Origin of the sequence: Glutamicibacter sp. 363 (assembly GCF_052379505.1) — a bacterium.
In the GTDB taxonomy this organism is placed as follows: domain Bacteria; phylum Actinomycetota; class Actinomycetes; order Actinomycetales; family Micrococcaceae; genus Glutamicibacter.
Window position 1 is genome coordinate 50291 of the sequence record NZ_JBQSYR010000008.1, and the last position, 20812, is coordinate 71102.

General features: G+C 60.1%; 17 protein-coding genes. 9 read left to right on the forward strand and 8 right to left on the reverse strand.

Annotated elements, in window-relative coordinates:
• Positions 1-211: 211 nt before the first annotated feature.
• The 3 genes from ACT3UA_RS06395 to ACT3UA_RS06405 all read left to right on the forward strand — a co-directional run bounded on the left by ACT3UA_RS06395 (position 212) and on the right by ACT3UA_RS06405 (position 3002).
• Positions 212-898 carry an SDR family oxidoreductase gene (locus ACT3UA_RS06395; RefSeq protein WP_444615708.1) on the forward strand — a complete coding sequence of 229 codons (687 nt, stop codon included), beginning with the start codon at positions 212-214 and terminating at the stop codon, positions 896-898.
• 199 nt (positions 899-1097) lie between these two features.
• Positions 1098-2231, forward strand: coding sequence for an L-talarate/galactarate dehydratase (locus ACT3UA_RS06400; protein WP_096283170.1), 1134 nt, complete (start codon positions 1098-1100; stop codon positions 2229-2231).
• A gap of 60 nt (positions 2232-2291) precedes the next feature.
• Complete coding sequence (locus tag ACT3UA_RS06405; protein WP_343252101.1) at positions 2292-3002, forward strand: FadR/GntR family transcriptional regulator; 711 nt, start codon at positions 2292-2294, stop codon at positions 3000-3002.
• A gap of 107 nt (positions 3003-3109) precedes the next feature.
• Here the strand turns inward: ACT3UA_RS06405 and ACT3UA_RS06410 are convergent, their stop codons facing one another.
• From ACT3UA_RS06410 to ACT3UA_RS06425, 4 genes are read right to left on the reverse strand one after another with little or no spacing between them, the layout of a single operon-like run.
• Positions 3110-3508 (reverse strand): universal stress protein, encoded by a 399-nt coding sequence (locus ACT3UA_RS06410; RefSeq protein WP_096283172.1) that lies wholly within the window; start codon positions 3506-3508, stop codon positions 3110-3112.
• Complete coding sequence (locus ACT3UA_RS06415; RefSeq protein WP_444615709.1) at positions 3505-5034, reverse strand: tripartite tricarboxylate transporter permease; 1530 nt, start codon at positions 5032-5034, stop codon at positions 3505-3507. Before ACT3UA_RS06415 ends, ACT3UA_RS06410 begins: the two co-directional genes overlap by 4 nt.
• A gap of 23 nt (positions 5035-5057) precedes the next feature.
• Complete coding sequence (locus ACT3UA_RS06420; protein WP_096283174.1) at positions 5058-5630, reverse strand: tripartite tricarboxylate transporter TctB family protein; 573 nt, start codon at positions 5628-5630, stop codon at positions 5058-5060.
• Positions 5631-5680: 50 nt separating this feature from the next.
• Positions 5681-6682, reverse strand: a complete 1002-nt coding sequence (locus ACT3UA_RS06425; RefSeq protein WP_255248317.1) for a tripartite tricarboxylate transporter substrate binding protein — start codon at positions 6680-6682, stop codon at positions 5681-5683.
• Positions 6683-6834: 152 nt separating this feature from the next.
• On the opposite strand from ACT3UA_RS06425, the gene ACT3UA_RS06430 reads away from it, so the two are divergent.
• The 5 genes from ACT3UA_RS06430 to ACT3UA_RS06450 all read left to right on the forward strand — a co-directional run bounded on the left by ACT3UA_RS06430 (position 6835) and on the right by ACT3UA_RS06450 (position 12855).
• Complete coding sequence (locus tag ACT3UA_RS06430; protein ID WP_096283176.1) at positions 6835-7722, forward strand: LysR family transcriptional regulator; 888 nt, start codon at positions 6835-6837, stop codon at positions 7720-7722.
• Positions 7723-7863: 141 nt separating this feature from the next.
• The gene (gene kdgD / locus ACT3UA_RS06435) at positions 7864-8802 is read left to right on the forward strand and encodes a 5-dehydro-4-deoxyglucarate dehydratase (protein WP_096283177.1); all 939 of its coding nucleotides are present in this window, start codon (positions 7864-7866) and stop codon (positions 8800-8802) included.
• Between the two features lie 51 nt (positions 8803-8853).
• Positions 8854-10455: an aldehyde dehydrogenase (NADP(+)) gene (locus tag ACT3UA_RS06440; RefSeq protein WP_444615710.1), complete on the forward strand. Its 1602-nt coding sequence runs from the start codon at positions 8854-8856 to the stop codon at positions 10453-10455.
• A gap of 3 nt (positions 10456-10458) precedes the next feature.
• Positions 10459-11787, forward strand: coding sequence for an enolase C-terminal domain-like protein (locus tag ACT3UA_RS06445; RefSeq protein WP_096283179.1), 1329 nt, complete (start codon positions 10459-10461; stop codon positions 11785-11787).
• A 126-nt stretch (positions 11788-11913) separates the two neighbouring features.
• Positions 11914-12855, forward strand: a complete 942-nt coding sequence (locus tag ACT3UA_RS06450; protein ID WP_096283180.1) for an AEC family transporter — start codon at positions 11914-11916, stop codon at positions 12853-12855.
• A gap of 186 nt (positions 12856-13041) precedes the next feature.
• On the opposite strand, the gene ACT3UA_RS06455 is transcribed toward ACT3UA_RS06450, so the two are convergent.
• Positions 13042-14850, reverse strand: a complete 1809-nt coding sequence (locus ACT3UA_RS06455) for an L-lactate permease (RefSeq protein WP_096283181.1) — start codon at positions 14848-14850, stop codon at positions 13042-13044.
• 422 nt (positions 14851-15272) lie between these two features.
• Positions 15273-16070 carry a dioxygenase family protein gene (locus ACT3UA_RS06460; RefSeq protein ID WP_444615711.1) on the reverse strand — a complete coding sequence of 266 codons (798 nt, stop codon included), beginning with the start codon at positions 16068-16070 and terminating at the stop codon, positions 15273-15275.
• 169 nt (positions 16071-16239) lie between these two features.
• Between ACT3UA_RS06460 and ACT3UA_RS06465 the strand changes: the two genes are divergently transcribed.
• Positions 16240-16683: a MarR family winged helix-turn-helix transcriptional regulator gene (locus ACT3UA_RS06465; protein ID WP_176484056.1), complete on the forward strand. Its 444-nt coding sequence runs from the start codon at positions 16240-16242 to the stop codon at positions 16681-16683.
• 6 nt (positions 16684-16689) lie between these two features.
• Here the strand turns inward: ACT3UA_RS06465 and ACT3UA_RS06470 are convergent, their stop codons facing one another.
• Complete coding sequence (locus ACT3UA_RS06470) at positions 16690-19890, reverse strand: DEAD/DEAH box helicase (RefSeq protein ID WP_444615712.1); 3201 nt, start codon at positions 19888-19890, stop codon at positions 16690-16692.
• Between the two features lie 202 nt (positions 19891-20092).
• Complete coding sequence (locus ACT3UA_RS06475) at positions 20093-20800, reverse strand: FadR/GntR family transcriptional regulator (RefSeq protein WP_096283185.1); 708 nt, start codon at positions 20798-20800, stop codon at positions 20093-20095.
• Between the last annotated feature and the right edge of the window lie 12 nt (positions 20801-20812).

Below are 20812 nucleotides of genomic sequence, written 5' to 3' on the forward strand. Positions count from 1 at the left end.
GGAAAGGCCGCCAGCTGGGTGCATCAAGTACCGCTTTAACCTGCAGGAATTGGTCCCGCTTCGGAGCGAGCAGCCACGGGAAATGGCTTTCGGCCACATGCTCTCCAGCGGCCGAGGACACAAAACCAGCAGCTCAAGACCGGGGTATGGAATATCGCGCCACTACTTGGTGTTGTGCCAAAGACGACAACCGAGGAGAAATGAGCAGAATATGGCCGAAACAAATCGAGTAGTCATTATTGGCGGACACGGGAAGATCGCACTTCTCGCGGCGCCCAAACTCGCACGTCAGGGAATGGACGTCGAGTCGTTGATTCGCAATCCGGACCATGCAGAAGAAATCACCGCCCTTGGCGCGACTCCGGTCGTGCTCGACATCGAGCAGGCCGACGTGGACAGCCTCGCTCGGCAGTTTGCCGGCGCCAAGGCCGTAGTTTTCTCCGCCGGTGCCGGCGGCGGCAATCCCGAACGCACGCTCGCGGTGGATTACCAGGCAGCCGTGCGCACCATGCAAGCGGCACAGCAGGCCGGGGTGAAGCGCTTTGTGATGGTTTCGTACTCACGCGCCGCGGTGGACGTGGATACCCTCGATCCGGAGAATTCATTCTTTGGCTACGCGAAGGCCAAGCATGACGCGGATGAGTACCTGCGCGGCACCGATCTGGACTACACGATCCTCGGCCCGGGCGTGTTGACCCTCGACCCGGCAACCGGGCAGATCGTCTTGGCCGATGCAGAAGGCAAGATTCAGGGTCAAGCCGCGCAAGATGACCAAGCCAACACCTCTCGTGAGAACGTCGCCGAGGTCATCACGCACGTGCTGGCTACGGACGCGGCGACTCGCGGAACAGTTAATTTCTACGACGGCTCGACCCCCATCCCCGAGGCCATCAGCTAGTTCAGGCCTCCCACACGAAAGACCGCTCGGATTTTCCGGGCGGTCTTTCACATTAACCACGGCGAAGGCGATTCGGTGTGCCGTGAGAATCGGTTTCGGATTCCCCGATAAACTACTTGTGTTACAAGTTTTGAACTTGTAGCATAAGTTGCATGAAGGGCCCGCACAGGGCACATCCACTGCAGGAGTTCGAAACCCCATGAGCTACACACCCGATGCCATTCGCCACGTCAAACTCTCCACCGCACGGCTCCCCCTAGCCACGCCGATCTCGGATGCCAAGGTGTTCACCGGACGCCAGAAGCCGATGACCGAAGTGGTCTTCCTCTTCGCGGAAATCACCACCGAACAGGGCCACCAGGGCCTTGGCTTCTCCTACTCCAAGCGAGCCGGAGGCCCCGCGCAGTACGCACACGCCAAGGAAGTCGCGCAGACAATGATCGGCGAGGACCCCAACGACATCGCCAAGCTCTATACCAAGCTGCTGTGGGCCGGTGCCTCGGTGGGACGTTCGGGGGTGGCCACCCAGGCACTAGCCGCCTTGGACATTGCGCTCTACGACCTGAAGTCCAAGCGCGCGGGGCTTCCCTTGGCCAAGTTCCTTGGCTCCCACCGCGATTCGGTTCGCACCTACAACACCTCCGGCGGATTCCTGAACGCCAGTATCGAAGAGGTCAAGGACCGCGCGACCCAATCCATTGCCGAGGGCATCGGCGGCATCAAGATCAAGGTCGGCCTGCCCGACAGCGCCGAAGACCTGCGCCGCGTCGCCGCCGTGCGCGAGCACATCGGGGCGGACTTCCCGCTGATGGTGGATGCAAATCAGCAGTGGGACCGCGCTACCGCCTTGCGCATGGGCCGCAAGCTCGAAGAGTTCGACCTGGTATGGATCGAAGAGCCGCTGGACGCCTACGATGCCGAGGGCCATGCGGCGTTGACCGCTGCTCTGGATACCCCCATCGCCACCGGCGAGATGCTTGCCTCGGTCGCCGAACACGAGCGGCTGATCTCCGCCCGTGCGTGCGACATCATTCAGCCTGACGCTCCACGCGTCGGCGGCATCACCCAGTTCCTGCGTCTGGCGACGCTAGCCGATCAGGCTGGACTGGATCTGGCGCCGCACTTCGCCATGGAAATCCATCTGCATCTGGCCGCCGCCTACCCACGCGAACCCTGGGTGGAGCATTTCGACTGGTTGGATCCGCTGTTCAATGAACGCCTGGAAACCAAGGATGGCCGCATGATCGTGCCAGATCGACCAGGTCTGGGATTCAGCTTCAGCGATCAGGCACGCGCCTGGACCACCGAATCGGTTGAGTTCGGCCGGGCCTAAGGAAGCATTAATAAGCGCCGGGACACCTCGTTGAGGTGTCCCGGCGCTTATTGTTGAACTATGGAGAGCATGAAACCGAATCTGACCACCACGCTGGTCGAACACCTTCGTGAGCGGATAAGTTCTGGGGCAATCGCCCCCGGCGACAAGCTTCCCAGCGAGAATACGCTCATTGCCGACCACGGGGTCTCGCGCACAGTGGTCCGTGAAGCCATCACCCGGCTGCAGGCCGAGGGACTGGTGCATACTCGCCGGGGCGCAGGCAGCTTCGCGTTGACTCCCCCGGCAGAGGATGCCTCGACGCAGGCGCGTGTACCGCGCACCCTGGCCGAACGCCGTCAGCTGATCGAGTTCCGCATGGGCATTGAATCCGAGGCGGCGGCTCGTGCCGCAAGCCGGTCTGCCTCAGCGAATCTCACCGACATGGACTCGGCACTGGCCGCTTTCCGCGCCGCCGGCCCCAACGCTGCCCAAGCCATGAGCTGTGACTATGAATTCCATCTGGCGGTCTCTCGCGCCAGCGCGAACCCATACTTCGTGCAAGCCGTAGAGCTCTTCGGACCGGCAATGATCGCCATGCCGCGTCAGCGGTTCGAGATCCCTGATGGCAAGCTTGCCCCGCGCCTGGAACGCGTAGCCGAGGAACACGAAGCAATCCGAGCTGCCATTGCCTCGGGAAACCAATTGTCTGCCAGCGCCGCCATGCGCTTGCACCTCGCGAACTCCTTGCACCGATTGGACCTTGAATCTGGCATTCCCGAGGGCAACTAACTGGCATTTAGGCAGCACAGGTGCTCACTGCAACAGCATCAAGGCCGTAGCTACCCCGGATATTCCGGGGTAACTACGGCCTTGATTTATCTGCGGAGAAGCGCTTGCTACGCTTGTTCTACCTTCACCGCTAGCACCGGGTGCTGGGCCTGGAGCAAGATGCGTTGCGCTTGGGAACCCATGATGAACTTCCCCACCTGCGAGCGCTGGCGAAGCCCAATGACAATGAGTGACACTTGGTGCTCATCTGCCAATCCCAGGAACTCTTCGGTGAGATCATCACGGTATGTCGATTCGAGCACCCGAGCATCGATGCCCGCCTGTGTAGCGGCTTCCAGGACTCTGTCCAGATCTTCTGATGATGCGGTGTTCTTGTCCACCAAAGAACCTTCGCGCGAGGAATTTACGATCAGCAACTCCTCCTGGCGCAACTTCGATTCTTTGATTGCCGCGGCTACCGCGGCCTCTCCGACATTGCTGGGGACGTATCCGACGATGATACTCATGCGTTTTCCTTTTCCTTCGCGGCCGCGTCGGCTAGCGAGCCGTTTTTGCGCCTGTCGATAGCTGACTTAATCATTGGCCATACCGCAACGAAGATGAACAGAGCCAGCAGCGTTGCAGAGATTGGGCGGGTGAAGAACCCCGCGGGATCTCCTTCCAGCACCAGCAGTGAGCGGCGCAGGTTGGATTCCAGCAGGCTTCCTAGGACGAAGGCCAAGACCAGTGGGCCTGGTTCAAAACCGAACTTCTTCATCAGGTAGCCAAGGGCGCCGAAGAGCACCACCAGCAGCACGTCGAACATCGAGTTTCGAATCGTGTAGGCCCCCAGCAGGGTGATCAATGCGGTAATCGGAGCGAGGATCGCTGCACGGATGCGCAGGATCCTGACGAACACCCCGATCAGGGGAATGGACATGATCAGCAGCAGGATATTTCCGATATACATCGAGTTCACCACGCCCCAGAAAAGTTCGGGGTCGTTGCTAATCAGCTGCGGGCCAGGGGTGATTCCCTGGATTAACAGGGCACCGAAGATGATTGCCATGGTGGCGTTCGCCGGGATGCCCAGGGTCAGCAAGGGGATGAACGAGCTGGTCGCCGCGGCGTTGTTTGCCGTTTCAGGGCCCGCAACTCCTTCAATGGCTCCCTTGCCAAATCGCGAGGGGTCCTTCGCGGTTTTCTTTTCCATGGCGTAGGAGGCAAGCGAAGAGATAGTCGCACCGCCGCCTGGCAGAATTCCCAGGAAGAACCCGAGCACCGAACCGCGGCCAATAGCGCCCGAAGCTTCTTTGATGTCTTTGGCCTTGGGCCAGACATTAGAGACCTTCATCGGAGCCGTGGCTGCACGGTGGCGTTCTTCAAGGTTGTAGAGGATCTCGCCGACGCCGAAGAGTCCCATGGCGATGGGTACGAAATCGATTCCGTCGGCCAGCGACAGGTTTCCAAAGGTGAAACGTTCGGCACCGGTGAATCCATCACGGCCTACGGTGGCAAGGAACAGGCCTACCGCGGCGGCGATGATCGCCTTGATCTTCGTGCCCCCGGAGATTGTGGCAACCAGCAGGATGCCGAGCATTGCCAGCGCGGTGTATTCCGGTGGTCCGAAGTCCAAGGCAAAGCTTGCAACCAGAGGGGCCAAGAAGGTCAACCCGATAATAGAGACCGTGGCGCCAAAGAAAGAGCCGATGGCCGCGATTCCCAGTGCGGTACCTGCCCGACCTTGCTTGGCCATGACATATCCGTCGAAGACGGTGACCACGCTGCTTGCTTCACCGGGCAGGCGAAGCAGTACCGAGGTGATGGTGCCACCGTACTGGGCACCGTAGAAAATTCCTGCGAGCATAATGATCGCAGTGACCGGCTCGACGCCATAGGTCATCGGCAGCAGAATCGCGATCGTCGCGGCGGGGCCGAGGCCCGGCAGCACGCCGATGAGCATACCGACGACGACACCGAGCAGGCAGTAGAGAAGGTTTGTGGGATCCAAGACGACGGTGAAGCCGTCGAGGACCGGTCCGAAGAATTCCATGCGCATATACCTTTACTTGCGACTTAAAACAGTCGGGGAATGGTGGTGCCGAGTGCGGCGATGAAGATCGCGTAGAAGGCGGCGACAATCAAGATCGAGTAGATCGTGGCCGACCTCCAGCGTTCACCACCTAGCCAACGCATCCAGACGAAGCACAACAGCAGTGCCGGAACTTCAAAGCCGATCAGCGGCATCAGCACCACCATCAGAATCAGTGTTCCGAAACCGATGACCGCATACCAGCTCATACCGCTGAATTTCTCGCCGTCCTTGCCTCCGGAGCGTCCGACAATGATCTGCGCGATTGCCATCACCGCTGCGATCAGTGTGATGATAAATGGCCACATGCCTGCCGCCGGCGCCGCAGGGGTGCCCAGCCCCAACCCGATTGACAGCCCCAGTCCAGCAAGGCTCAGTCCGAGAACCACCAGGGAGGAAACCAGGTTTGCGATTGGTCCAGCCGGCTCCGGAGCTTCCGCTTCCCACTGCGCCGCAAGTTCCTCGGGCGTGAGGGCATCTGCTTCATCGGCATGCTGCATTGCTTCGACGTTCGCCGGCAGATCCGTTGGATCCTGTGCGACCTTTTTCGCGTCCATTACTTTCATCCTTTGGTACTCACTTTCGGATTGGGGCCGGTAGCTTTTGGCTACTTACCTGCCAGCGAGATGCCGTGCTCTTCGGTCAGATCCTTGTACTTGGTAGCCAGTTCGTTCCATTCGGAGACAACCTCTTCGCCCGAAATCTCGTGAGGGGAGAGCATGTTCTGTTCGTTGAAACTCTTGTAGCTATCGGTGCCCACTGCGTCCTTGATCGAGGCGACGAGCGTTTCCTTCGCCTCATCGTCCAGGCCCTTCGGTGCCGCGATGGCGCGGTACTGGGACACCGGCACCTCATAACCTGATTCGATGGCGGTTGGTACATCCGGAAGGAATTCGTTGCGCTCCTTGGAAAAGACCACGATTGGAGTGACGGTACCTGCGTCGATCTGCGGCTTGGCTTCGCCGAGCTGAACTGTGGAAACCTGAACTTGATCGCCCATAACTGCTGTCAAAGCCGGGGAGCCCGAATCAAAGGGAACCGTGGTTCCCTCGATGCCGGCCTGTGCCAAGAGCAGCGCCTGGGCCAGCTGCGAACCGGTGCCAACGCCCGTGGTGCCGAAGGAGAGCTTCTTGTCGCTGTTCTTAATATCATCCAGATTCTTCACGCCCGAGTCGGTGCTGGCGACCATCACATAGTCGTCCTGGGAAAGCCCCATGAGGACATCCAAGTCGTCGAGGGAGACCGCTTCTTCTTCCGAAACCGCCAGCGGAGTGATGGTGATCAGCGACGCGTTGAGCAGGATCAGGTTCTGGCCATCGGCATCCAAGGCCGCTACTTCCTGAGTAGCCAAGGCGCCGTTGGCACCGGGCTTATTCACGACGGGCATAGCAACGCCTAGTGATTCGGCCATGCCTTCGGCGGCGGCGCGGGCAATCAGGTCGGTGGAACCGCCAGGAGCCTGGCCCACGGTGAGCGTTACCGGTCCGCTTGGGAACTCAGCGGATGAAGAGCTGCCGCCGCCCACGTTGCCGCCACATGCGGTCAGAGCCAGAGCCGCGCCGGCTGCGGAGATTGAGAGGAGAGTGCGTCGGGTCATGCGATTTTTCACGGGAAGATCTCCTATGGTTTCGAGTGTATGAGTCCTAATAAAGCCGATCTCGTGAGTCAGCTCACCATTTAGGTCTCCGGTACAGCCTAGAAAACAGATATGATGCATGTCCAAGGTCAACTATGCATGGAATGATTCCCGAAAGGTATCAAGTGTTCACTCTGGATCAGGCCCGCAGCTTCGTTGCGGTAGCAGAAGAGCTGCATTTCGGACGGGCCGCTGAACGTCTCAATATGACGCAACCTCCGCTGAGTCGGCAGATTCAAAAACTGGAAAGATCCGTCGGAGTTGAGCTGCTCGAACGAGATAACCGCCGAGTGTCACTCACCGCTGCCGGCCACGCATTCCTCGCCGATGCCCGGCGGCTTGTGGTTGCCGCCGAACGGGCGCCGGATAACGCGCGGCGCATTGCAGCGGGCCAGCTCGGTGAACTTCGCATCGGGTTTACCGCCGCATCGGGCTTTAGCCTCTTAGGTCCGCTGCTGGCCGAAATCACCGAACAAATGCCCGAGGTCCATCTGGATCTCGTGGAAATGGTTACTAGCGAGCAGGTAGGCGCCCTGCTCGACGGGGATCTGGACCTGGGGCTCGCCCGGCCGCCCTTTGACGAGAAGCTCTTCGAATCCACCTTGCTCTTCTCCGAAGGCCTGTTCGCCGCGGTGCCTACGGGGCATCGGCTTGACCTGCTGCAGCGAGAACTCATTTTTGATGACCTCCGCGAAGAACCATTGATCATGCACTCTTCGACCAAGGCGCGCTACTTCTACGATCTGGTGGTCCGCCGGCTGGATGTCGAGCACAAGAACGTGCGCCATACCGTCAGCCAGATCCTCACCATGATCGCCTTGGTCTCCGCCGGGCGCGGTATCGCGATTGTTCCGGAAAGCGCCAAGCTGCTGGGCGTGCACGGGGTCAGCTACCTGCGGCTAGGAGAGGTCACCGACGATCCCGTGCAATTGCACGCCATCTGGAGCAAGACCTCCCGCAACCCGGCCCTCGAACGCCTGGTGGAGATTGTGCGCGGATCACTCCACGGCTAATGATGCTCGTAGGGTATCAAACAATATAAATATGGGCTTGGACAGGCATCATGCTTGCTCCATACGCTGGGGACAACGGATTCAATCCACCCACCTTCCGTCGATGCACCTTGCGACGGATCAAGAAAAGGACCATCCCCCATGGCTCAGTACACTCCCGCCGAACTCGCCGACAAGCTCAAAGACGGACTGCTTTCCTTCCCGGTCACCGCGTTTGATGCTGACCTTGAAATCGACGAGCCAACCTACCGCCGCCATCTGGATTGGCAGTCGAGCTTCGAGGTCGCAGGCCTGTTCGCGGCCGGCGGCACCGGCGAAGGCTTTGCCCTGACCTCAGAGGAAGCGGCCAGGGTTGTTCGCATGGCTGTGGAAGAAGCGGGCTCACGAGTTCCGGTGCTCGCCTCGGCCGGCGGTTCGACCAAGCAAGCCATCCAGAACGCCCAGGACGCCGAAGCTGCAGGCGCCGAGGGGTTGCTGCTGCTGCCTCCATACCTGACCGAGTGCGACCAGGAAGGCCTGTACCAGCATGTCTCCTCGATCTGCTCCGCAACCAAAACCGGCGTGATCGTGTACAACCGCGCCAACGCCGTCTACTCGGCGGACACCGTGGCCCGACTGGCAGAGAACCACGAGAACTTCATCGGCTTCAAGGACGCCAACGGGGACATTGAGCACCTGACCAAGGTCTATGCCAAGAACGGTGACCGCTTGTTCTACCTCGGCGGCCTGCCCACCGCCGAGACTTTTGCGCTGCCACTGCTGCAGCTGGGCATGAGCACCTACTCCTCGGCGATGTACAACTTCGTCCCGGAATTCGCCCTGGACTTCTACAAGGACGTGCGCGCCCAGGATCGCGTGGCAGTCAATGAAAAGCTCAACCGATTCGTATTGCCGTACCTGGATATCCGCGACCGCGTCAAGGGCTACGGTGTCTCCATCGTCAAGGGCGGGTTGAAGGCCATCGGCCGCGACTCGGGTTCGGTCCGCCCACCGCTGCAGAACCTCACCGAGCAGGACCTTGCGGATCTGAGCGCACTGATCCAGCAGGCAGGCATTGTGCCCGCCGAGGCCACCCACTAAGCCAAGCCGCGTACATCACCGGCAAATCAACACGTCGAATCAGGAGTAAACATGACCACCAATACTCAGAATTTGAGCGGGCAATCAATCCTTGCGGGTGCTGCTACCACCGGCAACGGCCGCGCCGTACACGGCTACAACCCTGCCACCAATGAACCGCTGGAGCCGGCTTACTCGCTTATCGATCTGGATCAGCTGAAGATCGCCACCGCGGCGGCGGCCGAGGCTTTCGAATCCTTCCGCTCGCTGGAGCCCGCGAAGCACGCGGATTTTCTGGATGCGATTGCCGAGAACATCGAAGCCGTGGGTGCCGAGCTGGTGGCACGCGCCATGGCGGAAACCGGGCTTCCCGAGGCGCGCCTGACCGGCGAGCGCGGGCGCACCACCGGGCAGCTGCGGCTGTTCGCTAAGGTGATCCGCCAAGGCGACCAGCATGGGGTCCGCGTTGATCCGGCACTGCCCGATCGCGCCCCGCTCCCGCGCGTTGACATTCGCCAGCGCAAGATTGCCGTGGGACCGGTTGCGGTCTTCGGCGCCTCCAACTTCCCGCTGGCATTCTCCACCGCGGGCGGAGACACCGCCTCGGCGCTGGCCGCTGGCTGCCCGGTTATTTTCAAGGCACACAACGCTCATCCTGGCACTAGCGAGATTGTCGGTCGGGCAATCAGCAAGGCCGTTGCGGACTTCGGCCTGCACCCGGGCGTCTTCTCGCTGGTTTATGGTCCGGGCGCGACCATCGGCCAGGCCCTCGTAGCGGATCCGGTGATCAAGGCAGTTGGATTTACCGGTTCGCGTTCGGGCGGCACGGCACTAATGGCTACCGCGGCCGCACGTCCAGAGCCGATTCCGGTCTACGCCGAGATGAGCTCCATCAACCCAGTGATCTTCTTTGCCGGTGCGCTGTCCGAAGATCCAGCCGCGCAGGCAAAAGCCTACCTGGGTTCTGTCTCCGGTTCCTCGGGTCAGCTGTGCACCGCACCTGGATTGGTCTTCGTGCCTACCGGCGCTGGCGGTGACGCCTTTGCGCAGGCCATCAGCAGCCAGGCTCCGAATACCGCGGGGCAGACAATGCTGACCGAGGGCATCTACAACTCCTGGATACAGGGTGTCGAGGCCTTAGGCGGCCAGCCGGGCGTCGAGCTGTTGGGTCGCGGTACCGAAGGAGCCGGTCAGAATGCACCGGCACCTGCCATCTACTCCTCCTCGGTAGAACAGCTGCTGGAAAATCCGGTGCTTCAGGATGAAATCTTTGGTGCGGCTTCGCTAGTGATTCGCTACGATTCTGCTGCCGAACTGGTCACCGCGCTGTCAAAGTTGGAAGGCCAGCTCACCGCGACCTTGCAGCTCACCGATGCTGACCACGAGACCGCTGCCGCGGTACTCCCGACCTTGGAAACCAAGGTTGGCCGTATCCTGGTCAACGGCTGGCCAACGGGCGTTGAGGTGGGCCACGCAATGGTGCACGGCGGGCCGTTCCCAGCCACCTCCGATCCGCAGACCACCTCGGTAGGTACGCTGGCCATCGAACGTTTCTTGCGCCCGGTCGCCTACCAGAATTTCCCCAATGCCCTGCTGCCACGGCCGATCGCCAAGGACAACCCTTGGAACCTGACCCGACGCATTGACGGCACCCTGACAACCACCGGAGAGTAGTCGATGAGCAGCCAGCCAACTATCGCCTCGATTCAGGTCATTCCTGTCGCCGGACATGATTCGATGCTGTTGAATCTCTCCGGCGCCCATGGCCCGTTCTTTACCCGCAATATCGCCATCATCACCGACTCCGAGGGCCGCACCGGCCTGGGCGAGGTTCCCGGCGGCGAAGCGATCCGGTCAACCATCGAGGAAGCCGGGGTACTGCTTACCGGTGCTCCGGTCGCGAAATACCGTACGCTGCTGCGCCAGGTCGCTGCCCGTTTCGCGGACCGGGATTCCGGCGGACGCGGTGCGCAGACCTTTGACCTGCGCACCACCGTGCACGCGGTGACGGCCCTCGAATCCGCTTTGCTGGATCTGCATGGCCAGTTCCTCGGTGTGCCGGTGGCCGAGCTGCTAGGGGACGGGCAGCAGCGCGATGCGGTACCAATGCTTGGCTACCTGTTCTATGTGGGCAACCCGGATCAGACCGACCTTCCGTACCTGCGCGAACCACAGGGCGCAGATGCCTGGGGGCGCGTGCGCCGGGAAGAGGCCATGACTCCCGAAGCCATTGTCCGCTTGGCCGAGGCGGCCCAGCAACGCTACGGTTTCAAGGACTTCAAGCTGAAGGGAGGAGTTCAGGATGGTGACGCCGAAGTCGATGCCGTCATCGCTCTGAAGCAGCGTTTCCCCGAGGCTCGAATCACCTTGGATCCCAATGGCGGATGGCTGTTGAAGGACGCGATCCGCTTGGGCAAGCGCATGGCCGGCGTCGTGGCCTACGCCGAGGACCCATGCGGTCCGGAGGGGCGCTTCTCGGGACGCGAGGTGATGAGCGAGTTCCGCCGGGCCACCGGACTGCAAACCGCCACGAACATGATCGCCACCGACTGGCGGGAAATGGCTCACGCGGTGCGCACCAACGCGGTGGATATCCCGCTAGCCGACCCGCATTTCTGGACCATGTCCGGTTCGGTGCGCGTCGCCCAGCTCTGCGACGAATTCGGATTGACTTGGGGGTCGCATTCGAATAACCACTTCGATATTTCGTTAGCCATGTTCACTCAGGTCGGCGCCGCGGCGCCGGGCGAGATCACTGCCCTGGATACGCACTGGATTTGGCAGGATGGCCAGGGACTCACCGAGGATTCGCTGCTGATTCGAGATGGCGAAATCAAGGTTCCGCAGCGCGCAGGTTTAGGTGTCGCGCTGAATATGGATCGGGTGCAAGAAGCTCACGAGCTGTATCTCGAACACGGACTGGGCTCACGCGATGATGCGGTCTCCATGCAATATCTGATCCCCGGCTGGACCTTCGATGCGAAGAGTCCCGCCCTGGTTCGCTAGCGGGCAGCAGTAGAATCTGAATAATGTGCCATGGACGGTGGGGATAATTTCATACTTATCCCTACCGTCCATGGCCGTGAATAACCTCGGACCTGGCAGCACCATCTTTGGGCGAGAAAGGGCAACATGCAAGGAGTATTGCAAGGATTTGCCATTGTCCTGATCCTCATCGGTATCGGCCTGGTGACCTCGATAGCCTTGCCGCGAAAACGCGTGGCAATTGCCCAGGGGCTGACCCCACTCATCTTCTACATCACCAACCCCGCGCTGATGTTCACCCTGCTGGCAAGCACGGACCTGCATGCGGTTATCGGAGTATTCACCCCGATAGCATTGATCACCGCGGTACTGACCGGTGCGCTGTATGCGATGGTCGCAAGGCTGGTTTTTAAGACTCCGGCCCATCGCCTGCCCGCCGCGGCCATGTCCACGAGCTACGTAAACGCCGGAAATATCGGGGTGCCGCTGGCCCTGTACGCGGTGGGGAGCACCAACCCTGTGGTCTCGGTGCTCATTGCGCAGCTGCTGATCATTGCACCGGTCTACCTGTGCATGTTTGCGGTGGTCTCCCGAGCTCCGCGCGGCGACACAGGCAATATGCCGCTCGCGAAGACGATCCTCAAATCCATCGCCAATCCGGTCACCATTGCTACCTTGCTCGGCGCGGTCTTCTCGTTCTTTGGCTTGCGGCTGCCCGAAGTCATTCACGCTCCGGTGCAAATGCTCGGCGACGCGTCGATCCCCCTCTTGCTAATGGCCTTCGGCATGGCGTTGTACGGCCAGCGTCCGCTGTCCGATAAGGACCTGCGAGGCGAAATCTATCTGGCGACCGCGTTCAAGGTGATTTTCATGCCGGTGCTCGCCTGGCTCGTGGCCCGATTCGTCTTTGGCCTGGCTGGAATCGAGCTTCTCGGCGTGGTGATCATGGCGGCGCTGCCCACCGCGCAAAACGTCCTGCTATTCTCCCAGCAGTTCAAACTGCCAGTTGCTGTGCCCCGAGAAGTGGTGCTGACCAGCACCTTGCTCACCATCCCGGTAGTACTGCTGGCAACGTTCCTGCTGGGCTAGGCTGGGCTGGGCTGGGCTGGACACGGATGAAAAGTGCGCTTCAGCCGTTTTCATGCCTGTCCAAGGGGAGCGACAAAGCGTGCAGCCTCCTGCCTCGCCGTTCGCGGTCGATTCGCAAAACCCAGAGCACACGAGCGAGCCCAGGCAAGCCCGCATGATTGCCGGCTTGCCTGGGCTCCGCTTTTTCTATTCTGAGAACTTCGGCGAATGGGCGCCGGGATGCTTGCCTGCGGCATATGGCTTTTGCTTGAGCATCCACCGGACAATCAGCGCGATGGCTATCAGCAGCACCGCCAACATGATTGTGCCAGCATTCAGCCCCAACCCGTGAATGAACAGGAAGGAAAGTGTGCCGCCAGCCAAGCAATAGTAGATCGTGACGAGGATCGTCTTGCGAAGCAAGTCACCTTCGCGCCCTAGCAATCCAACAGTCGCCGAGGCGGCCACGATGTTATGGATGGAAATTGGATTTCCACCAGCACCACCGATGGCCTGTGCCGCCACAATGGACTCCGGAGGAACCCCGATCTGAGCCCCTGTGGAAAATTGGAACTGCGAGAAGGTCAGGTTCGAAATCGTATTGGAGCCTGCCACGAATGCTCCCAGCGCACCGATCCACGGCGCGATAAGCGGCCAGAAGCCCCCGGAAATCGCCGCGGCCCCTTCGGCCAACGTCACCGGAATGCTGGAGAGCCCCGAATTATTCAGTTCCGGTCCCGATTGGATCAGGATGCGCACCAGCGGAACGGCGAAGAGCAATGCAACGGCGGTGCCAAAGAGCTGCCCTGCCGACACCTTGAATGCGCGCGCAATTTGGGCGCCGTTCATCTTATGCAAGACGAAGGCAAAGACGGAAGCGAGGATAAGCACGAAGCCGGGAAGGTAGAACGGTTGGATACTGGTGCTAATTCCGGTGCCGAGAATGTCCGCTACTGGAATCGCCAGTCCCGTCAGGAATGCTTTAAGATCCGGGATCACTCGAGTCGCGACCAATAGAGTGCCCATCAGAATATAGGGCGCCCAGGCGCGCAGCACGCCCATGCGCCCGGTAAGGTCAACGGCCTTGGCCGATTCGAGGGAGCCCATCCAACGCTCGGACCAGGTCTCCTTGGGCCCGAAGTCGAAGACTTCCTTGGGCATCAGGAATCCACGGCTGGAGGTAAACATGACCAGTGCGAGGCCGATCAGCCCGCCGAATAGCGAAGGGAATTCAGGACCGAGGAAGCGGGCAGTAAGTACGGAGGGGACCGTCATGGCGAGGGATGCGTAGATGGCGAAGGGCCATACGGCCAGACCGTCCCGGAAGCGGCGTTCCGGTCCGAAGAATCCGGTGAGCATGCAGACCATGATCAAGGGAATGAGCAAGCCGACGATGGCGTGGATTATTGCGACTTGCAGTCCGATTGAGCCCACGAACTCCGGCATGGTCACGCCCAGCACGCTGATGCGTTCTGCCACCGCAGGATCGCCACCGAGCCCCTGCTGGACACCAATCAGGATCGGGGTGCCCACCGCGCCGAAACTCACCGGCGTGCTCTGGATGATCAGGCCCACCATCACCGCGGCCATAGCCGGGAAGCCCAAGGCCAGCAGCAACGGTGCGACCACGGCGGCGGGAGTACCGAAGCCCGAGGCCCCTTCGATGAAGCTGCCAAATAGCCAGCCGATGATCACCGCTTGGACGCGACGGTCAGGAGAAATGTTGTTGAAGCCAGCCCTGATGGTGGACATTGCGCCACCAACTGTAAGCGTCGCGAGCAACAGCAGAGCGCCGAACACAATGTAGAGCATGGTTGCCGCGACGACGAGCCCCTCAATCGAGGCTGCAAGCACACCGCTGAAGTCCATTTTCCAGACGAACAGTGCTACCAGCACCGCAACGACATATCCGACCGGCATCGCGAATTTCGCGGGCCAGCGGAAGCCTGCGAGCAACACTCCAACCACTAATATCGGCGCCAGCGCGAGCAACGCGAGCACAGCTAAGTTGTCCATATTTCTGATCCTCTCTGACCATACTTCCGCAGAGTTCCAGTCTGCGTCCAGGCAGCTTCACTTAGTGCGAGAAACCAATCACCTTATGGTCAGACCACTATGGTCTGACCATAAGAGCATAACCTATTCTCACATAAATTGTGAGGGTAGTCACGCAATGGATTGTGCCACAGCCGCCGAGAGGACCGCGAGGGGAAGGGGCATTGAAGTTCTGACCTCACCAGAAAACCTGCGGACCCCAAGCTCCGCCTCTCTGGATCCAGTTACATTTAGCCTCAATATTTCCAGCCGAATTGGCCTGCCGTCACAGAAACGGCGCACAAACCGCTCGTCACGCCACCTTTGATCTGGCACCAAAAACGATCCCGCGGTCCAAAGGGGCCGCGGGATCGTTATTTTGCTACTTGGGGCCTTGCAGAGTCTTAGGTCAGCGTCCAGGAGCGCTTGGACAGCCCGTACCAGAAGCCGTCGATTGCCGTCTTCGCGTCGATACCGCCGGATGCATAGGCGGCACCGAGGGATACGTACAGCGGCGCCCAGTGCTCGGAGCGAGGATGAGCCTCGCGTGCCGCCGGCGCCTTGTGCATGAAATCTAGGATAGAGTCCACATCTCCGCGCGCCATCGCCTCTTCGGCCCAGTGGTCGAATTCGCTAGAGGCCGCCGGCGGAGTGGAATCGGCTCCCGCGGCAGGATTGAACCAACGCAGATTGTGGGTGGTGAACCCCGACCCGACAATCAACGTTCCGCGGTCGCGTAACGGGGCCAGTGACTTTCCGAGTTCGAACAAGCCAGCTGGATCCAAGGTCGGCATCGACATTTGCACCACCGGAACGTCGGCATCCGGAAACATTTCCTTCAACGGCACATAGGCTCCATGGTCGAGCCCGCGAGTCTCATCGCGTTCCACGTGGTGGCCATGTATTGCGGTCAGCCGCTCAACCTCGGCAGCCAGGCCTGGAGCCATAGGCGCGTCATAGCGTACGTCATAGTACTTCTGCGGAAAGCCCCAGAAGTCATAGACAAGTTCGTTTTTCTGCTGCGTGGCACTCAGCGTCACCGGAGCATTTTCCCAGTGCGCGGAGATCATCAGAATGTCCTTGGGCTTTTCGATGGCGCCTGACCAGTCAGCTAATTCGCTGGTCCATCGGGCATCATCGGCCAATGGCGGTGCGCCGTGGCTAAGGAATAGGACTGGAGGGAGTTCTGCTGGCTGCGTCATGAGACAAGGATACACTCAAGTTTATTGAAGCTTCAAGTAATTAGCGTTGTTATCCATGGCACCACCCCGCCGCGAAACGCATCCTGCGCACGGTGTCTGCAACCGCACCATGGTCTTATTTGCGAGCTAAAAGTCGATGACCGGGCCGGAGATACCTAGAATGGTAACCATGCACGATGAAAAGCTGCTTTCCGAGGTGGAAAAAGAGTTCACCACCACCCTGCTTCGCGCCCGCCAAACAATCCGCGAACGCGCCAGAGCGATCCATCCGGAGCTGCAGGCACCGGGCTACCGGATTCTGTCCTTCTTGATTCACCACGATGCACAGCAGCAAGGTGTCCTCGCCGAACACCTCGAACTGGACAAGGCCACCATTTCTCGAATGGTCAAGCAGCTTGAGACCATGGGGCTCATTACACGTACTTCGGATCCAAACGATGGCCGAGCCCAGCTGGTTTCGGTCACCGGAAAAGCGCGCGAGGCCTGGAAAGTCAGCGGGAATACCCTGCGCGAGCGGCTTCACCGCCGCTTGTCCGAATGGGACGAAACGGATGTGCGACGTTTCGCCGACCTGCTGCACCGTATGAATGAGGAAATCGAAGATCCCCAATAATCCCGGTTACTCGAGAAGCGCCATGAAATCCTCGGTATTCAGGGATGCTGCCGCCGCCATTTGGTCCGAATCCCCCAGCACCTCGTTGAAGAGCTGGGTCTTCCTTGCCTGCAAAGCCAGGACCTTGTCTTCAATGGTGTCCTTCGCAACCAACCGGTACACATACACCGGCTTATCCTGACCGATGCGGTGCGCCCTGTCGATAGCCTGGGCTTCGGCCGCGGGATTCCACCACGGATCCAGCAAAATGCAGTAGTCCGCTGCGGTGAGGTTAATGCCGAACCCTCCGGACTTGAGCGAGATGAAGAAGACCGGGAATTTGCCGAGCCCAAAATCCTCGATGAGCTCTCGGCGCTTTGCCCCGCTGGTGCTTCCGTCCAGGTAGCCGGTTTCAAAGCCAAGGTGCAGGGCAACGCCGCGTGCCTTGGACAAGAACGAGGTGAACTGGCTAAAGACCAAGATCTTATGGCCTTCGGCCACCGCGTCTTCCAGCAGCGAATGCAGCAGTTCAAGTTTCGCGCTTGGGCCGGTCCCTTCATCGACAAGCGAGGGATCCAAGGCAAGCTGGCGAAGCAAGGTCAGCGACTGCAAAATCTTGAACCGGTTGGAATCCACGTCTTGCACCAGACCCAGCACTTCCTGGCGAACACGCTGGAAACGCCGGTCGTAGGCTTTGCGGTGCGCCGATTCCAGATCCACGTAAATGACCTGTTCGGTCTTCGCCGGAAGGTCCTTGGCCACCTGTTCCTTGGTCCTGCGCAGGACAAACGGACGCAACCTGCTCTTCAGCCGTTGCATTCGCGAGCCATCCCCCGAAGCGATGGGCTTGGAATAGCTGTCCTTGAAGGCCTTGAGCCCACCGAGCAGGCCGGGCGCGGCTAGTGAAGTCAGCGCCCAGAGTTCCAAGAGGTTGTTTTCCACCGGAGTGCCGGTGACCACAAACTTGCACGGCACTTGAATCTGGCGCACCTGCTTATATCCCTTGGAAGCGTGGTTCTTGACCATTTGCGCTTCGTCCAGAATCAGCACCGAAAAGCCCATCGCTTCAAAGCGCTCGAAATCCAGCCGGAAAATTGCGTAGCTGGTGATCACCAGCTGCGCATCGCCGATTGCTTCTGCCACGCTCGAGCGGCGCTTGGTGCTTGTCTCGCCCAGCGCGGTGGTGCGAAGCTGCGGCGTGAATTTGGCCGCCTCGCTCGCCCAGTTGCCTACCACCGAGGTAGGCGCGACCACCAGATATTTGGCCTCCGGATCCTCGTGACGGGCTTTGTCCAGTGCGGCGAGCAACTGAACCGTCTTACCCAGTCCCATGTCGTCCGCGAGCACACCGCCCAACTGATGGCGGCGCAAGAAATCCAACCAGTTGAGCCCTTGCTGCTGATAGTCGCGCAAGGTGGCGGTGAAGGATTCGGTGACCTGCACCGGCTCCGGACCATCCGCCCCGGTCAGTTTCGCCATCGCGGTGAGCCACTCATTTTCCTGAGCTTCGATAATGCCCAGCGCTACCAGTTCTTGCCACCAGTCAATGCTCAACCGGTGCATTCGCACTCCCGAGGATGTGCTTTGCGCCAGTTCACCGGCTTCCGCAATGAGCTGGCGCAAGACATGGAACTCTTCGCCATCGATGGGAACCACCCGAGCGTCTTCCAGCACCAGGTAGTCATCCCCGGCGCTGAGCGCGCTGAATAGCTCGACAAAGGGAATATTCTGGTCGGCAAGCTTGATATCGACGTCCAGGTCGAACCAATCGTTGCTCGATTCGCCGGCCCCGATGCTTACCACGGCTTGCCCCTCGGCGACTCGGTACTCGGGGACTGCGGTCTGCTCGTCGACGTGCACATCGGGGTGCTCACGCAGCAATGGCAAGGTATCAAGCACAAAATCGATGCTCTCGCTGGTGTCCAGGCGCAGTGCTGCGAAGCTTCCCGTGTTCGTCTGCACCAGAGGGTGCTCGGAACCGACTTTGTCCAGGATGCTGCGCACGATCAGTCGTTCGGTTTTCCGCTGGCGTACCCCCGCATCGGCATACTGCCAGGAGAAATCTCCGGTCAGTTCGTTGCGCGAATGCCGCAGTTCGAGCCGCAGCATTGGCCGCGCCGGTTCCGGTACGTCGAAACTTCCATCGGTGCTGCTCAGCGGCGCAACGAGACGCAACCGGGACAAGAACGATTGGTTGAAATCGGATATCTGATCCGCCGGAATTTCCACCGGACCATTGCGGATAAGATCTATGAGCTCGTTGGTAATCGCCGGTTCGAAGCAGGCAAGGTGCAAGGAGCCGCCCTTGTCCGGTGCCCCGTCAGAGAACACGGCCGCGGCCGGTGGCCTGCCCAACGCGATCATGGATTTCGGGAATCCCTCCGGAGCCGAAATCTTGGGATCCAGGGTAAGCCCGGTGGGGCCTTGCCTGAAATCGACAAAACCCGTCGCAGGTGATTGCGGGAAGTCGAGGGGTTCCTTCGTCTTGGCGGCCACGATCGCGACACCCGAGTCGCGGATGCTTTTCAGACAGTGCGCCAGCTCTTCACCGGGCAGGGCGTTGAGGGTTACCCAATCGTTGCCCCAATGATTGTAATAGTAGGCTTCGCCCTGTCGCAGCGTCAGAGCGTGCAACTCCATCATCGCCTTGCGTTGAGTCTCATCGAAACGCTTGTCATGTTGCAGATTCGCCCATGAGACGCCGCTTTGCACCCAGGGCGAGCGGCTACCCGGTTGGGCCGGGCGCACTTTGATGTCATAGGACTCGGCATGCCGATATCGTTCATGAACTACCGAGACCAGCATGCCCAGCGCCAGGATATCGGCCTCGGGTTCCGCCACGGGCAAGAGTGCTTGCAAGGATCGTTGCCAGTGCGGAATCGGCCGCGGGCTCGACCCGTCATGGGGGTTGAGGCTGGAGTCGTCGCTGACCGTCAGTTCTTCATCCGGGTTGCGCGTCAGGTACAGCCCCAGCGCGGCGATGTGCTTGCACGGTCCGTCCAGTTCCTTGGCCGAGCAGTTAAAAACATAGTGGACTTTTCCATTATTCAGTTCCAGCTGGATGAACGCATCGGCGTCGGCCACGTCGGCGTGGACACGACTCATCCCGCCGGTCTGCACCCAGCGGTACGGGTTCACCTCACCCGACGAATGGATGAGGCTGCCCTCCATCATCGTTCGGGCAGCGAAATACCGGTTCAGCTCGGGAAAAGACAGCGTGTATTCCATGTCCACCATTCGTTGCAGCTCAGGTCCAAGGGAAGCGGTAGCTCAAGTCTATTTGCTTGCCCGACAAAATACCTCGTACCCTCGGCCACTGATGCAACGCCGAATTCCGCTGGAATTCATGCCGTGCCATTCATTGAAACTTCGACAAGCAAACCCGGTAGCTTTCCCCTTGAGGGATAGCTACCGGGTTGATCCTTTTGCCCTAGCGCGTCTGCGAATAGAACCAGGTGATGTGTTCTTCCAACAACTGCGCTGCACGTTCACGCTGGTTGGTGGCGAAAGCGTGGTGAATGGCCTTGTGCTGGCGGCGGAGCACGCGCACGATCGGCTGCCACGACTCGTCATCAGGAATTGATTCGGAGACGTAGTGGCTAATCGAGTTTCGCAAGGATTCCATCATGGTCTCCACCACCGAATTTCCCGCCATGGAGGCCAGCAACACGTGGAATTCGGCATCGATCCGGTGGAACGCGTCGCGGGAAAGCTGCGGGTCATCCATGCGCATGATCAACACCGCGGTGCGGTCAATGACCTGCTGGGCATGCGCCGGATTTCGCGGATTCATCTGGGCGGCCCAGGTTTCCATCAAGATTCGGGATTCAACTATTTCGCGAACGTTGATGCCTTTCGCGGCCAAGTGCATGCGCAAAGCTTGAGAAATACCCGCGGACGGGTTGGAGATGATGACAGCGCCGGAGTTCGGGCCGGAACCCGTCGAGGTTCTGACCAAGCCCAGCACATCCAGCACGCGGATGGCATCGCGAACCGATGCCCTGGAAATCTGATGCTGCTCCGCGAGCGCACGCTCGCCGGGGAGCTGGTCCCCTATGGCGAGTTTTCCGGAACGGAGGTCTGCCTCGATTGACTCAAGGACGACCTGGTACGCACGCGGGGCTGGAGTAATAGACATCAGAAGACCATT

Coding starts and splice junctions, on each gene's coding strand:
- ACT3UA_RS06395 (WP_444615708.1), top strand. CDS start 212: ATGGCCGAAACAAATCGAGTAGTCATTATTGGCGGACACGGGAAGATC.
- ACT3UA_RS06400 (WP_096283170.1), top strand. CDS start 1,098: ATGAGCTACACACCCGATGCCATTCGCCACGTCAAACTCTCCACCGCA.
- ACT3UA_RS06405 (WP_343252101.1), top strand. CDS start 2,292: ATGGAGAGCATGAAACCGAATCTGACCACCACGCTGGTCGAACACCTT.
- ACT3UA_RS06410 (WP_096283172.1), bottom strand. CDS start 3,508: ATGAGTATCATCGTCGGATACGTCCCCAGCAATGTCGGAGAGGCCGCG.
- ACT3UA_RS06415 (WP_444615709.1), bottom strand. CDS start 5,034: ATGGAATTCTTCGGACCGGTCCTCGACGGCTTCACCGTCGTCTTGGAT.
- ACT3UA_RS06420 (WP_096283174.1), bottom strand. CDS start 5,630: ATGGACGCGAAAAAGGTCGCACAGGATCCAACGGATCTGCCGGCGAAC.
- kdgD (WP_096283177.1), top strand. CDS start 7,864: ATGGCTCAGTACACTCCCGCCGAACTCGCCGACAAGCTCAAAGACGGA.
- ACT3UA_RS06440 (WP_444615710.1), top strand. CDS start 8,854: ATGACCACCAATACTCAGAATTTGAGCGGGCAATCAATCCTTGCGGGT.
- ACT3UA_RS06445 (WP_096283179.1), top strand. CDS start 10,459: ATGAGCAGCCAGCCAACTATCGCCTCGATTCAGGTCATTCCTGTCGCC.
- ACT3UA_RS06450 (WP_096283180.1), top strand. CDS start 11,914: ATGCAAGGAGTATTGCAAGGATTTGCCATTGTCCTGATCCTCATCGGT.
- ACT3UA_RS06455 (WP_096283181.1), bottom strand. CDS start 14,850: ATGGACAACTTAGCTGTGCTCGCGTTGCTCGCGCTGGCGCCGATATTA.
- ACT3UA_RS06460 (WP_444615711.1), bottom strand. CDS start 16,070: ATGACGCAGCCAGCAGAACTCCCTCCAGTCCTATTCCTTAGCCACGGC.
- ACT3UA_RS06465 (WP_176484056.1), top strand. CDS start 16,240: ATGCACGATGAAAAGCTGCTTTCCGAGGTGGAAAAAGAGTTCACCACC.
- ACT3UA_RS06470 (WP_444615712.1), bottom strand. CDS start 19,890: ATGGAATACACGCTGTCTTTTCCCGAGCTGAACCGGTATTTCGCTGCC.
- ACT3UA_RS06475 (WP_096283185.1), bottom strand. CDS start 20,800: ATGTCTATTACTCCAGCCCCGCGTGCGTACCAGGTCGTCCTTGAGTCA.